We start from the raw sequence: 14,690 nt of genomic DNA, 5'->3' as shown, positions 1-14,690 counted from the left end.
GTATTAACTACATAATGATTGACTATTGTCGATTTTTTTTTACTTCAACAGTAGAAGGAAATTCTATAATGCTTGCCTTAGACAATACGTATACTGTTTTTAACATATACACCGATTTCGGTCATGATGAAGCCATCCAGGAACTGATTCTTGTAGGTTTTTATTCCTACATGTCCCTCCGCCGGACACTGCTCATGCACGCCTCGGCCATCAGCTACAAAGGCCAGTCGCTGGTGTTTACGGCCCCGTCTGGGACAGGCAAGACCACCCAGGCGGAGTTGTGGGCCAAATATAAAGGGGCAAAGATTTTAAACGGCGATAAGGTTTTCCTGAAACAGGAGGAGGACGCCATTCACGCCTGGGGATCACCCTGGAAAGGTTCATCCCCCTATGCTTTAAATGAAAGCGCTCCCCTGAAAGCTATCATTGTTCTTCGCCAGGCGAAGGAAAATTCGATTCGCCGGCTTAGAACTTTGGAGGCTATGGAACTGTTTGTTCCCCATGTTTTCTTTCCAAAATGGGATGAGAAATGCGAGCAGGCGGTGCTGGATTTCCTTGATGTGGTCATGTCCCAGACGCCCATCTATCTGCTTTCCTGCCGCCCCGATGAGGAGGCTGTGGAGCTGACGGAGGGGACGATTTTTGGCGGGAATCCAGGGGAGACTGACGGTGAATCCAATGAAAAGTGACCGCTCGCAAGTAAGAGATTTAAAAGGGCAGGTCAGCCTCTACGGGCGAGAAGTGGTTCCGCTGATCCGGGAGGTTTTAGCGTCCGGCGGCAGCTTTGACCTGACAGTGTCAGGGACAAGCATGTCACCCACGCTAAAACCGGAACGGGATCAGGTGCGGCTGAAAGCTCCCCAAAGGAAAATGCCTGAAAAATATCCCATTTTATTTTTTCAGAGAGATGACGGAACTTATGTCCTCCACCGGAAGATCCGTGGGGGACGGCAGGGACTCTGGGTGATCAATGGGGACGCCCAGGCATGGACAGAGTGTATCCAACCCGGTCAGGTGATTGGCGTTGTCTATGAGATACGGCGGAAAGGCCGGTGGATACCGGTGAGAGATAAAAAATACCGCCTGTGGGTGTTTTGGTGGAGGCGGACGCGGATTTTGAGGCCGCTGATTTTCAGAGTGAAGCGCGGGCTGAACTGTTACATATTTAAACATGGCAGATGAGGGATCAAAAATGAATTTGATCAAAAAGATTTTCCGAAAACTCAGGCAGGGAATGCTTAAAGAATTAATGAGCGAACTGTTGTGGATTTATGGCTATGGCGTCCGCTACAAGTGGGCCATCCTCTGGTACATGGTGCTGGGTGTTTTTGGAACAGCCATGAGCTTCGGGGCCAGTATTATCAGCAAAAACATTATTGACGCCGTGACCGGGTACAATTCCGGCGGACTTGCCATGGCCGCGGTCTTCTATGTGGGAATGCAGTTGGTGCGCATTGTCACCAACGCTTTAAGCGGAAGAATTTCGGCAAAGATTGAAATCAAAGTGGATCAGGAAATCCGCGGGGATATTTACGATAAGGTCATGCAGGCGGACTGGGAGAAAATGTCCCAGTACCATTCCGGCGATCTTCTCAACCGGGTGGATAATGACGTCGCCAGCATATCCTCCAGCGTTCTCGGCTGGGTGCCGGATTTCATTACCCGGCTGCTCCAGTTTTTGGGGGCTCTGGGAATCATTTTGTATTACGATCCCACCCTGGCCGGGCTGGCGCTGCTCAGCGCGCCGGTGACGCTTCTGGTTTCCCGTGCATTGACTAAAAAAATGCGCAGCTATAACAAGCGTATGCGGGAGGTCAGTTCCGACGTTATGGCATTTAACGAAGAATCTTTTCAAAATGTGCAGGTCATAAAGTCCTTTGGATTAACGGCGCTTTATGAAAAGAAGCTCCGTGATGTGCAGAAAGTTTACCGGGACGTCCGTCTCGATTACAACAAATTTTCCATCATTACCTCCGCTTTTATGTCCCTCATTGGCTCGGCGGTGTCCATTGTGTGTTTTGGCTGGGGCGTTTACCGCCTGTGGACCGGCCACATTACCTATGGAACAATGACTCTGTTTTTGCAGATGGCAACATCCTTGTCCGGCTCATTTTCTTCCCTGGTGTATATGGTTCCGAGAGCCATTTCCGCGGCCACAGCCGCAGGGCGGATCATGGCTGTTTCCGAACTGCCGAAAGAAAAGTGCGAAAACCTGGAAGAAATCCGGCATTTTCTTGAAGAAAACCGAAGCTGCGGCATACAGGTTGCGGTGCGGAACATGGATTTTTCCTACTGCACAGGAAAAAAGGTGTTCCAAAACGCCGACTTCATCGCCAGGCCCGGTGAGATTGTCGCCCTGGTGGGGCCTTCCGGCGAAGGAAAAACAACCATGCTGCGCATACTCCTTGGTATTGTCAATGTACAGCGGGGAACCGTCCGTGTGGCCTCCGGCCGTCAGGCTGACGCCGACAGCGGCCAAAGCTATGAAATCACTGCGGCAACGCGGATGTTGTTTTCTTATGTACCCCAGGGAAACACCATGTTTTCCGGAACCATCGCCGAAAATCTGCGCATTATGAAGCAGGACGCCACCGATGAAGAACTGAACCGTGTTCTTGAGCTGGTCTGCGCCGACGGTTTTGTCCACAGTATCCCAACGGGGCTGAATAGCCCTGTAAGAGAGCGGGGCGGCGGTTTTTCCGAGGGACAGATTCAGCGCCTTTCTATTGCCAGGGCATTGCTGGCCGATGCGCCTGTTCTTCTTCTGGACGAGGCCACTAGCGCCCTGGATGTGGCCACAGAGCGCCGCGTCCTGAAAAACATTATGAAAGCGGAAAATCACAAAACATGTATTGTCACTACCCACCGGCCAAGCGTTCTTGGAATATGCAGCCGCGTTTACCGTATCAGCGGCGGAAGCATTTCAAAAGTGGACGAAGAAGAAGTGTCACAGATGATGATGGACTTTTAGCGCCGGCTTTAGCGTTCAGAAGTCAGAAACAAAAGAGGAGGATTTCAATGACAGCCCAAAATAATCACATTATCGCGCCGCTGCGATTTTCAGTCTACGAGGACCGGATTATTGTCCACGCCTCAGACAAGGCGGCCTACTGCCTTCCCTACGACACTATCCAATGTGTTTTATTTGAAGGTTTTGACGGCAAAACCCATACAACTACAGAACTTCGTCCGGAAGCTGTCCTCCAGGATGCTCAGGGCTACCTGATTATTTACCAGGCCGACGGCTCTCGGTGGGAAATGCATATGTTTCGCTGCAAGCCCGGCGCCGGGGCCCTCTATGAAGTCCTCTTTAGGCATCTGGAACTAAAGCGCTTTGAATATGCCAATGAGGCAGTTTATCGGAAGAGCAGAGTGTATGGGTGAAAAATGATGGAGGCACAGGGGGCTATGGCCAGGGAACAAAAGAAAAAAGAAAAACTGAATATCGCTATGCTGGGACATAAACGCATTCCATCCCGCGAAGGGGGCATTGAAGTTGTGGTAGAAGAACTATCCACCCGCATGGTCAGGCTGGGATATCAGGTCACCTGTTACAACCGGAAAGGACACCATGTCAGCGGATCAGAATTTGACGGCAGTCAACTGTCAGAATATAAAGGCGTAACGCTGAAAAACGTATGGACTCTCGATAAAAAAGGGCTTGCTGCTATGACGTCATCTTTAAGTGCGGCGCTAAAAGCCGCATTTGGAAAATATGACGTGGTACACTTTCACGCAGAAGGCCCCTGCGCCATGCTGTGGCTTCCGAAACTTTTTGGAAAGCGCTGTATTGCAACGATACATGGCATTGACTGGCAGCGGGCCAAGTGGGGCGGTTTTGCCAGCAAATACATAAAATTTGGCGAAAAAGTCGCCGCCAGATACGCTGATGAGATTATCGTCCTGTCCGAAAGCGTCCAAAAATATTTTAAGGATACCTATGGCAGACAGACGGCGTTTATTCCCAACGGCGTGAATTGGCCGGCTGTCCGAACTCCCCGCCTCATTAAAGAAAAGTTTGGCCTTAATAAAGATGAATACATGAATGCGGCATAATAGGAACAAGTCAGAGAGAACCTATGGCTCGCTGATACTGTTCATATTTTCTTGCCCGGAAAAGTGAGCAAAAAGCCCGTAGATAGGGCGTTTTTGGCCGACTTAAGGAGGGTAGTAATGCCGCAGCGGATGGACGCAAGTCTACCCGCTGTTCGTCGTGCTTGAGACGAAAAAATTTGAAAATCGGGATTGCGGGCGTTTTCCTGCCCAATAAAAGGCGGTTGGAGCCTGGAAAGTAACCGCAAGGAATGTGAGGAGTGGACAAGAGATGGGAGAACAAAAAAAGTTGAACATAGCAATGCTCGGGCACAAAAGAATCCCATCTAGAGAAGGTGGCATAGAGATCGTTGTGGAGGAATTAAGTACCCGAATGGTAAAAAGGGGCCACCAGGTTACTTGCTTTAATCGTCGAGGCCATCATATAAGCGGAAAGAAGTTTGATAGCGGAAATCTGAAAGAATACAAGGGAATAAGGATTAAAAGTGTATTCACAATAAATGCCAAAGGATTGGCTGCAATGAGTTCTTCTTTTTTCGCAGCACTTGAAGCCGCGCTTGGAAAATATGACGTTGTTCATTTTCACGCTGAAGGCCCCTGTGCCATGATTTGGTTACCAAAAATTTTTGGAAAACGTTGTGTTGCCACGATTCATGGAATTGATTGGGCCCGATCCAAGTGGAAGGGCTTTGCTAAAGAATATATAAAATTCGGTGAAAGAATGGCAGTAAAATATGCCGATGAAATTATAGTTCTTAGCAAAGGGGTTCAGGAGTATTTTCAGAATGAATATAACAGAAAGACGGTTTATATTCCAAACGGAGTAAATAAGCCTGAAATAAAGCCTGCTGATTTGATTACTAAAGAATTTGGATTACGGAAAAACTCGTTCATTTTATTCTTGGCACGTCTTGTCCCCGAGAAAGGGCTTCAGTATTTGATCGAGGCATTTAAGCACATTCAAACAGAGAAAAAACTTGTAATTGCTGGTGGAAGTTCTGATTCCGATGACTTTATGAAGCAAGTACAGGATATGGCTGCGGGTGATTCCAGAATCATTTTTACTGGTTTCGTGCAAGGCCAAATGCTTGATGAGCTTTACAGCAATGCATACATATATTGTCTCCCCAGTGATTTGGAGGGAATGCCCCTTAGTCTCCTGGAAGCGATGAGCTATGGAAACTGTTGTTTGACCTCCGATATAGCTGAATGTGCAGAAGTAGTGGAAGACAAGGCAATACTTTTTCAAAAAGGGAATGTGGCGTCCTTGCAGGAAAGGCTTGAAGAGTTGTGTCAGCATCCTGAATGTGTTGAGCACTATAAGAGGGGAGCGGCAGACTTCATCTGCAATAAATATGACTGGGATAAAGTTGTACAAGAAACATTAGAAATTTATAGAGGAGAATGTTGATGAAGGAACGATATGGAGCCATAGATGGCCTACGCATGATTGCCTGCATCGGGATCATGATGATGCACTTGCGGGCAAATAACGACTATGAGATCGGCGGCTATTTTTACAATACCGTAATTCCATCCTTCACAAACTTTGTCTTTTTATTTATGACGGTGTCAGCATTTGGTATGTGCTGCGGGTATTACGAGAAGGTCAAGAATCAACAAATTTCACTATCGGATTTTTACGCCAAACGGTTCAAGAAAATTCTGCCATTCTTTGGCATTCTGGTGCTGATCGATGTGCTGCTTTCGCCTTCTCGGAATGCAGTGTATGAGGCATTTGCTGATTTGACCCTGCTGTTTGGGTTCCTGCCCAATGCCGGTAATATCAGTGTGATCGGCGTGGGCTGGTTCTTGGGGCTGATATTTGTCTTTTACCTTTGCTTCCCGTTTTTCTGCGTATTACTTGCCAACAAGAAGCGGGCGTGGATTTCCTTCGCTGTCAGCCTTTTGTACAACTTTGTTTGCGCAGAATATTTTGAGGTTGAACGTTCAAATATCCTGTATAGCGCGTGTTTCTTCCTGGCGGGTGGGTTGATTTATCTCTACCGCAAAGAGCTGACCAAGATCAACCCCTACTTTGCAGTGATTCTGACTGCGGTGTCTGTTGTGGCCTATTATCTGATAGGCGAGTATTCGATGACTTGCTTGCTTGTATCCGTGTGTCTTTTGATATGTACAATTGTTGTGCGGGGGGGGGGTACTGGAGAGCCGCATTACCCGATTCTTCAGCAATATCAGCATGGAAATTTACCTGTCCCACATGGTGTTGTTCCGCATGATTGAGCGGTTGGGGCTGAACACCAGGTTCGGAAACGGCTGGTTACAGTATCTGATCACTGTTGTGTTGGTATTGACGGCAACCATTATTTTTGCGGTTGTTATGAAAAAAGTGATTTATGTTGCGGAAAGCAAAATACCAGTGCTGGTGGCATCGAAATCAAAGTAAAAGGACAAATATAATATGCGAATTCTAATGATCAACAAGTTCCTCTACCCCAACGGCGGTAGCGAAACCTACATATTTAAATTAGGAGATTATCTAAAAAGTCAAGGCCATGAAGTGCAGTACTTCGGCATGGAACACGAAGGACGCTGCGTGGGCAACCGTGTGAACGCTTACACCAGTGATATGGACTTCCACGGCGGTTCCAAGCTAGCAAAGTTGGCCTACCCGATCAAAACCATCTACTCCACTGAGGCCCGTAAGAAGTTGCGCCTTGTTTTGGAGGATTTCAAGCCGGATGTCTGTCATTTGAACAACTTCAACTACCAACTGACGCCCAGCATCATCCTTGAAATCCAGAAATGGCGGAAGCAGGGTCACCCCTGTCGTATCGTGTTCACGGCCCACGACTACCAGCTCATCTGCCCGAACCATATGTGCAACAACCCCAACACCGGCGAGAATTGCGAGAAATGCCTGGGCGGGCACTTTCTGAATTGCGTAAAAGGCAAGTGCATCCACGGCAGCACCGCCAAGTCAGCCATCGGGATGCTGGAGGCTGAATTTTGGAAATTGAACGGCGCGTACAAATACATCGATACCATGATCTGCTGCTCCCAGTTTCTTAAAACGAAGATGGACAGCAATCCGCTGTTCGCGCAAAAGACGGTGGCACTGCACAACTTTGTGGACAAGGTGGAGTGGAAAGATACCCCCAAGAAAGATTACGTCCTGTACTTTGGCCGATTTTCCAAAGAAAAAGGAATTGACACCCTGGTTCGGGTTTGCAAGGAACTTCCCGATGTGCAGTTTATTTTCGCCGGCACAGGCCCGCTTGAAAGTGAGCTGAGCGGTATCCCCAATATCAAAAACGTTGGCTTTCAGCGCGGCGAGGCGCTGGAAAAACTGATCCGGGAAGCCCGGTTTAGTGTCTACCCGTCCGAGTGGTACGAAAACTGCCCGTTCTCGGTTATGGAAAGCCAGATGTATGGCACCCCGGTGCTGGGGGCCAATATAGGCGGTATTCCAGAACTGATTGAGGTCGGTAAAACTGGCGCTCTGTTTGAGAGCGGTAACGCGGATGACCTGAAAGAAAAAATCCAGACGTTGTGGTCTAACCATGCGTTGACCGACCAATACACAGAAAACTGCAAGGCGATTACATTCGATACGATAGAGGCTTATTACAAAAAAATGCTGCCTATTTATGGCGCAGCAAAGTAACAAGAAGAAAAGAAAGGACAAAACAATGGCTAGCAATAAAGCAACTACCAACAAAAAACTGAACGGCACCGTGATCGTGACTTACCGCTGCAATGCGCGTTGCTCCATGTGCAACCGGTACAAAGCACCTTCGAAGCCGGAAGAAGAGATCAGCATCGAGACGATCAAAAAGTTGCCGCCGATGTACTTTACCAACATTACCGGCGGTGAACCGTTCATTCGCACGGACCTGAAAGACATCGTACGGGAACTGTACAAAAAGAGTGACCGTATCGTGATCTCGACCAACGGCTTCTTTACCGACCGTATTGTTGATCTCTGCAAAGAGTTCCCGCAGATCGGTATCCGCATCTCTATTGAAGGTCTGGAGCAGACCAATAACGAGATTCGCGGCCTGCAAAATGGCTACCAGCGCGGCTACCAGACGCTGAAAACCCTGCGCGAGATGGGCATGAAGGACGTTGGCTTCGGCATGACCGTGCAGGATAAAAACGCCCCTGACCTGGTACCGCTGTACAACATCTCCAACGAGATGGGCATGGAGTTTGCAACGGCTTCCCTGCACAACAGCTTCTACTTTGTGGAGGCAAAGAACATCATCCATGACCGCCCGATGGTGGCCAAGAACTTTGAAAACCTCATCAATGAGCTGCTGCGCAGCAACAGCCCCAAGAAATGGTTCCGTGCCTACTTCAATCATGGCCTGATTAACTACATCTACGGCCAGAAGCGCCTGCTGCCCTGTGATATGAGTTTTGACACCTTCTTCATCGACCCATACGGCGATGTTATGCCCTGCAATGGCACCAAGGACAAGGAGGTTATGGGCAACCTGAACACTCAGACCTGGGATGAACTGTGGAACAGCCCCGAGGCCGATGCGGTGCGCAATAAGGTGCGCCATTGTGACCGCGATTGCTGGATGATCGGCTCGGTTTCCCCGGCCATGCACAAGTACATTTGGGTTCCCGCCTGGTGGGTGCTGCGTCACAAGTTCAAGGCTCTGTTCACCAAGCACCCGTACAGTATGTATGAGCTGAAAATTTGCCGCGATTATCGTGACGGTAAGGTGACCAAGGAAGAACTGGATAAGTGCAGTACCTGTGACTTGTGCGCTGTGGTCAATGATGGCTTGAGCGAAGCCAGCAAGGAGCAGTTGAAGGATAAGACTGGCGAGGAAATTGTCGATGCGGATATTGCACAGCAGATGAACAGATAATTTGTATTAGAACCATTGTCGGTATGGTGAAGAGGAAAAGAATATGAGGAAAGCATTAATTGTTTCATCAACGGCAGGATTTGCTAAGGGGTTTCTCCTGCATGATATGCTTCTACTCCAGAAAATGGGATTTGAAGTTCATTGTGCTGCAAATTCGAAAGGCATTGTAACTTTTAATGTTGATGAGTTTTTTCTTGCTAAAGGAGTCATATATCATCAGGTTGATTTTTCATCATCGTCTCCTATAAGCAAGCAAAGTTTTATAGCGTATAGGCAAATCAAACGATTGTTAAAAGAAAACTTTTATGAAGTAATTCATTGCCATACACCAATTGTTAGTGCAATTGTTAGAGTTGCAGCTCTGTACTACAGAAATAAAGGAAGTAAAATTATTTACACAACGCATGGACTTGCTTTCCCTAAAGGGTCAAGTATAAAAAATAAATTGATTTATGGATTGACAGAATGGCTCTGTTCTTGTATTAGTGACGCCATCATCACTATTAACTGGGAAGATTATGCAACAGTAAAAAAAATGAAGTGCAAAAAAGTATATCACATAAATGGAGTAGGCGTAGATACAAATATATATCACAATGTGAATATAGATCACAATGAATATCGAAAAAAAATTGGAATCAAAAATGATGATTTAATGGTGCTTTCTGTTGGTGAATTGTCTCTGAGAAAAAATCAGCAAATAATTATTAAAGCATTATCCGAAATAGGAGACCCACATTATGTGTTCGTAATATGTGGCAAGGCAATGGTAGGAGAAGGGACAACAGACTTATTACAAAAATTGGCGCATGATTTAAATGTTAGGTTAATACTGTTGGGCTTTCGTAGAGATATACCTGAAATTACTCATTGCGCTGATATAGTTGTACTCCCATCATTAAGAGAAGGGCTTGGATTAGCTGGGATAGAAGCACTAGCTTCAGGAGTACCCGTAGTTGGATCTAATGTTCAAGGTATTAAAGACTATGTCATAAATGGTAAAACAGGTTATTTATGTAATCCAATGGATGCGCATGCTTTTGCAGAAAAAATTCAACTGCTATCAGATATGAAAATTCGAAATAGTATGTCAAAAAGTTGTGTCGAGAAAGCTGAGGAATTTCGAACTCAAGTATCATGGGATCAAATGGAAAAAATATATAAAGAAATAATAAATACCAAATGAAAGGTTGAAAAAAGTGATTGGAGTTTGTATAAAATACTTTCATGAAAATTATGGGGGAATGCTGCAAGCGTATGCTACAATTTCAATGCTTGAAGCACGTGGCGTTGAATACGAACTTATTCAATACCAAAAAGAAAACTCCCTTATAGGCATGATAAAATCGTTACCACGTCTATTGAATAGTGTGCTACTTAATGATAAGTATGAATTGTTTCTAAAGAAACGGGGGAAAAAAAGTATCCAGAGTTTGCAAGGAACGATGCAATTAGGAAGAAAGCTTTTGAAAAATTTAAAGAAGAAAAATTTGTGAAACTTTCTCCTGTGTTTTTGGGGTATGAAAAATTGAAAAAGGGAGCTGAACGGTACGAAGCTGTCATAACCGGTAGCGATCAGCTTTGGTCTCCTGCTGGGTTACCAACAAATTTTTTTAACTTAATGTTCGTCCCAGATAAAATTAGAAAGATCTCATATGCATCTAGTTTTGGTGTAAAACAAATTCCTTGGTATCAGATTAAAAGAACTGCCTATTATCTAAACCGAATAGATTATATAAGTATGAGGGAAAACCGTGGCGCAGAAATAGTTAAAGAATTAACTGGAAGGAAAGTGCCAGTAATCCTCGATCCTGTATTTATGTTTGATAAAAGTGGATGGGAAAAACTTATACCAGTAAATAAGGAATTTAATCACCCTTATATTTTCGCCTACTTTTTAGGGAAAAATTCCGAATATCGAGAAGTGGTAAGGGAGGCGGCAAATCAACTAGGATGTAAAGTAGTTACGTTGCGGCACTTAGACCAATATGTTGCTGATGATGAAAAGTTTGGGGACTTTGCGCCATATGATGTAGGACCTGATCGATTTCTGAACTTACTTCGTGATGCTAAGTATATTTGTACGGATTCATATCATGGTTCATGCTTTTCTATAATACATCAAAAGCCTTTTATTATATTTAGCCGTTATTCTGAAAACTCCAAACACTCGAAAAATTCAAGAATAGAAACGCTATGTGATAATCTAGAATTACAGGACAGAAAATACAATAGAAGTATGAACTTGGTAGATCAATTAGAGTCAAAAATTGATTATGAAATTGTAAACGAACATTTAAAAAAGCTCAAAAAAATTACGGAGGATTTTTTGAATCAAGCTTTTAGTAATCTGAGGTGAATCAAAATAATGTTAGATATTACAGATAAATTGCGATGCTGTGGTTGTACATCATGTGCGAATGTGTGTGCAAATGGGGCAATAAAAATGCTTCCGGACGAAGAAGGCTTTTTATACCCTGTAGTAGACAAAAATTTATGTAATAACTGTGGCCTTTGTAATAATGTATGTCCGGTTGAAAATAAGCCATTACAAAGCGAAGAAGAAAAAAAATCTTATGTCACACGAGCAAAGAATGAAAATGTTTTAATGGATAGCACATCAGGTGGTTTCGTCACTCCTTTGATTACATATGTTTTAGAAAGGAATGGAATAATTTGTGCGGCGGCATACGATGAAAATTTTAAGGTCAAACATATTATAATTGAAAAAGATTGGAAAGCAGACGATTTAGCTAATATTAGAGGTTCAAAATATGTACAAAGTGACCTTGGAAATTGCTATAAAAAGATAAGAAAGTATCTTGAAGAAGAACGAACTGTATGTTTCGTGGGAACTCCATGTCAGGTTAATGGTCTGAAATCATTTTTACGTAAAAGTTATACTCGACTTATAACAGTAGATTTGGTCTGCCATGGCACTCCTTCACCGAAGCTTTGGGAGAAATATTTGAACTATCAAAGAGAAAAATATAGTCCACAGATAAAAAAAATCTCCTTCAGAAATAAAACATATGGATACCATAGCGGGACGATGAAGATATCCTTTGCAAATAGAAAACCATATTTTGGAAGTGCACGTGTTGATTTAATGTTAAAGTGCTTCTTTAGTGAAATAGCATCGAGGCCAATTTGTTATCAATGCCCTTTTAAAACATTAGATCGGTGCAGTGATTTTACAATATATGATTGTTGGCACGCTTCTGATCTTGTGGATGGGTTAAAAGATGATGATAAAGGCTTTACTAATGTTATTGTACAGTCGAAAAAAGGGGAAGACATCCTTGATTTAATAAAAGATAAATACGATATTTACTCAGTCGAAACGAAGAAGGCTATCAAGCTTGATGGGATCATGGTTTTAAATTCAGCTGTTCCTCACCCGCTGCGCTCACAGTTTTATATAGCTTTAGATAAGTATGATATGAAAGAAATAGTTCAGAAATTTGTTCCGATAAAAATAAACGATTATATAATTGAAAGATTAAAAGTGATAATTTATCACATGGGAATTTATCGTGCAATAGTTAAGATAGCAAAAAAATAGAGTAATCTGTTGACAGCTATTTGTATAATGTGCTGATTTTATGCTTAATGAGGTATGGTGGATCTATGGCAATAATGATTATCGCAGTTGGGAGAGTAAATTGATTGAAATAGGTGAAATAATGTTTAGTATTATCATACCAGTTTACAATAGTGAAAAATACTTAAAGAGGTGTATAAATAGTATATTAGCTCAAACCTTCCAGAATTTTGAGTTAATTGCCGTAGATGATGGATCTTCTGATAGTAGTCCGGAAATTCTAAAAGCATATTCTGACAGTGATTCCAGAATTAAGGTGATTAGAAAAAATAATCAAGGTGTATCGTCAGCCAGAAACATTGGAATAAATTCTGCTAAAGGAGATTATATCATCTTTGTAGACGCAGATGATTATATCGACAAAGGTTTACTTCAAACGTTATGCACTAATTTAAATGGGGAAGATTTAGTCTTTTACAATTTTCTGGATAATGGAACAAAAAATCATGTAAAGCCATTATCTAATAATTTCTATAGTCGGGAAGAAGCATTAATGCTTATCTCGGGTAATTATTCTTTTAGGGGATTTGTATGGAATAAAGCCTTTAAGAGGAAAGTTATAGTTGACAATGATATACGCTTTCGTGATGATGTTCATATGTGTGAAGATCTCTGTTTTTGTGTCGATTTCATTGAAAAGATATCAACTTTTAAAATTATAAATGATGCCTTATATTTTTATGAGCATAGAGGTGTAAGTGCGAGCGCAAATGTATTCAATGATAAACGAATGTCGGCAATAAATGTATACGATTACTTACTAAGTAAAAGCATAATCAAAGCAAACAAAATTATATATATTCAATATAAGCATCAGTATATTAGACATTGCTTGTCAATTTGGAAAATGATTAAATTGGATAAGTCACATTACATATACCGCAACGAAATAATTAAGAGAATCAAAAAGGAAAACTTTGATTTTTTGATAGACAACAGTTTTAACATAAAATATAAGTTGGCATATATAATGATAAAACTTGTCCCTATGAGAGAAGGAAACAAAAATGATTAGTTATATAATTCCAGTGTATAACGGCGGCAAGTATCTTGAAAAATGTCTACAAAGTATAATAAGAAATTCTGATCCTGATGATGAAATTATTATAGTTGATGACGGCTCAATAGATGAAACCGCAGAAATATGTGATAGATATGAAGCAAAATATATACAGGTAACTGCAATACATAAAGTAAATGGTGGCGTGAGTTCTGCTAGAAATATTGGATTAAATCATGCAAAAGGGGAATGGATTGTATTTGTTGATTCTGATGATCTTCTAATAGCTAATGTCAACAGTAAGTTATTAGATGTATGTGCCTCAACTGAATTTGTTGCTTTTACTCATAAGGCGATATCAGAAAAAAATAAATCATTTTGTGGGAATGGCTTAATATTAAAAATTTTATCAAATAACAATCCTAATGAAGTCAAATTAAATGCGGTTTGGGCAAAGGCATATAAAAGAAAAATGATAGAGAATAATCATATCCGATTTAATGAAAATCTATTTCACGGGGAGGATATGCTTTTTAATTTAGATGTAGCATTGGAATGTGGCAAAGTGGAGATTGTGAATTGCGAAATGTATCAATACATTCCCAATACCCAATCGGCCATCCATAAATATCAAAAGAACAGCCTAGAAAATGAAAGGACCTTTTGTTCAGAGTTACTTGCTAGATTAAATAAATGCAACGATAGTAGAATCACAGATCAATATAATTATTTGATTGTAAATGGAGTTTGGATTATAACGGGTCAGAATATTTGCCACAGTGAAAATCATTTAAATCTTTCTGAAAGAATTCACGCACTTAAAGATTATGTATTACAAGGTCCATGTAGATTGGCGATTGACAAGGTTGAACTGAATAGGTTGAATTTAAAAAAGGCGGCAATGGTATGGCTTCTTCGCCATAAATTGTATGGCTTAGTTGTTCTTGCTTTTTCCGTTAAATCTTATTTGGACTATTAAGGAGAAAGAGTGAAAAATAAAGTGGATTTTTGGACGCACTTATATAAGGGTTCTTAAAAACCCCATTTTTACAAGTATAGAAAATGAAAAAGAGTTAGTTATCGTTGCGTTTTATAGTGGCTCAGTTGTCAAGACAAAAATCTAAGATTTTTATAATGAACTGATATGGTGGACAAGTTCCCGGGAGAAGGATGTAGATAGTGGGTT

The 14,690-nt window shown here is 42.4% G+C and carries 15 protein-coding genes and 1 pseudogene; all 16 read left to right on the top strand.

Features of this window, described 5'->3' with window-relative positions; translation table 11 throughout:
- Positions 1-68: 68 nt before the first annotated feature.
- The 16 genes and pseudogenes from HNP82_RS06405 to HNP82_RS06330 all read left to right on the top strand — a co-directional run bounded on the left by HNP82_RS06405 (position 69) and on the right by HNP82_RS06330 (position 14,483).
- Complete coding sequence (locus HNP82_RS06405) at positions 69-689, top strand: ATP-binding protein (protein WP_183772682.1); 621 nt, start codon at positions 69-71, stop codon at positions 687-689.
- Positions 670-1,182, top strand: a complete 513-nt coding sequence (locus tag HNP82_RS06400) for a S24/S26 family peptidase (protein WP_183772680.1) — start codon at positions 670-672, stop codon at positions 1,180-1,182. Before HNP82_RS06405 ends, HNP82_RS06400 begins: the two co-directional genes overlap by 20 nt.
- A 10-nt stretch (positions 1,183-1,192) precedes the next feature.
- Positions 1,193-2,971, top strand: coding sequence for an ABC transporter ATP-binding protein (locus HNP82_RS06395; RefSeq protein ID WP_183772678.1), 1,779 nt, complete (start codon positions 1,193-1,195; stop codon positions 2,969-2,971).
- 47 nt (positions 2,972-3,018) lie between these two features.
- Positions 3,019-3,384, top strand: a complete 366-nt coding sequence (locus HNP82_RS06390) for a hypothetical protein (RefSeq protein ID WP_183772676.1) — start codon at positions 3,019-3,021, stop codon at positions 3,382-3,384.
- Positions 3,385-3,408: 24 nt separating this feature from the next.
- Positions 3,409-4,044, top strand: a pseudogene (locus tag HNP82_RS06385) (glycosyltransferase family 4 protein); the annotation flags it as partial.
- A 280-nt stretch (positions 4,045-4,324) separates the two neighbouring features.
- Entirely contained in the window at positions 4,325-5,464 is a 1,140-nt protein-coding gene (locus HNP82_RS06380) for a glycosyltransferase family 4 protein (RefSeq protein WP_183772675.1), read from the top strand.
- Positions 5,464-6,297: an acyltransferase family protein gene (locus HNP82_RS06375; RefSeq protein WP_183772672.1), complete on the top strand. Its 834-nt coding sequence runs from the start codon at positions 5,464-5,466 to the stop codon at positions 6,295-6,297. The genes HNP82_RS06380 and HNP82_RS06375 overlap by 1 nt, the downstream gene beginning before the upstream one ends.
- Entirely contained in the window at positions 6,290-6,460 is a 171-nt protein-coding gene (locus HNP82_RS06370; protein ID WP_183772670.1) for a hypothetical protein, read from the top strand. Before HNP82_RS06375 ends, HNP82_RS06370 begins: the two co-directional genes overlap by 8 nt.
- 15 nt (positions 6,461-6,475) lie before the next feature.
- Positions 6,476-7,681 carry a glycosyltransferase gene (locus HNP82_RS06365; protein ID WP_183772668.1) on the top strand — a complete coding sequence of 402 codons (1,206 nt, stop codon included), beginning with the start codon at positions 6,476-6,478 and terminating at the stop codon, positions 7,679-7,681.
- Between the two features lie 25 nt (positions 7,682-7,706).
- Positions 7,707-8,900, top strand: coding sequence for a radical SAM protein (locus HNP82_RS06360; protein WP_183772939.1), 1,194 nt, complete (start codon positions 7,707-7,709; stop codon positions 8,898-8,900).
- Between the two features lie 43 nt (positions 8,901-8,943).
- Positions 8,944-10,086 carry a glycosyltransferase gene (locus tag HNP82_RS06355; protein WP_183772666.1) on the top strand — a complete coding sequence of 381 codons (1,143 nt, stop codon included), beginning with the start codon at positions 8,944-8,946 and terminating at the stop codon, positions 10,084-10,086.
- Positions 10,087-10,099: 13 nt separating this feature from the next.
- Positions 10,100-10,396 (top strand): hypothetical protein, encoded by a 297-nt coding sequence (locus tag HNP82_RS06350; RefSeq protein ID WP_183772664.1) that lies wholly within the window; start codon positions 10,100-10,102, stop codon positions 10,394-10,396.
- Positions 10,393-11,259: a polysaccharide pyruvyl transferase family protein gene (locus HNP82_RS06345; protein WP_183772662.1), complete on the top strand. Its 867-nt coding sequence runs from the start codon at positions 10,393-10,395 to the stop codon at positions 11,257-11,259. The genes HNP82_RS06350 and HNP82_RS06345 overlap by 4 nt, the downstream gene beginning before the upstream one ends.
- A 9-nt stretch (positions 11,260-11,268) precedes the next feature.
- Positions 11,269-12,465 (top strand): Coenzyme F420 hydrogenase/dehydrogenase, beta subunit C-terminal domain, encoded by a 1,197-nt coding sequence (locus tag HNP82_RS06340; RefSeq protein ID WP_183772660.1) that lies wholly within the window; start codon positions 11,269-11,271, stop codon positions 12,463-12,465.
- Positions 12,466-12,565: 100 nt separating this feature from the next.
- Positions 12,566-13,519, top strand: a complete 954-nt coding sequence (locus HNP82_RS06335; RefSeq protein ID WP_183772658.1) for a glycosyltransferase family 2 protein — start codon at positions 12,566-12,568, stop codon at positions 13,517-13,519.
- Complete coding sequence (locus HNP82_RS06330; RefSeq protein ID WP_183772656.1) at positions 13,512-14,483, top strand: glycosyltransferase family 2 protein; 972 nt, start codon at positions 13,512-13,514, stop codon at positions 14,481-14,483. The genes HNP82_RS06335 and HNP82_RS06330 overlap by 8 nt, the downstream gene beginning before the upstream one ends.
- The last annotated feature ends 207 nt before the right edge of the window (positions 14,484-14,690 follow it).

The sequence above is a fragment of the Catenibacillus scindens genome, assembly GCF_014202115.1.
Lineage (GTDB): Bacteria > Bacillota > Clostridia > Lachnospirales > Lachnospiraceae > Catenibacillus > Catenibacillus scindens.
This window is presented reverse-complemented; position numbering and strand designations above follow the sequence as displayed.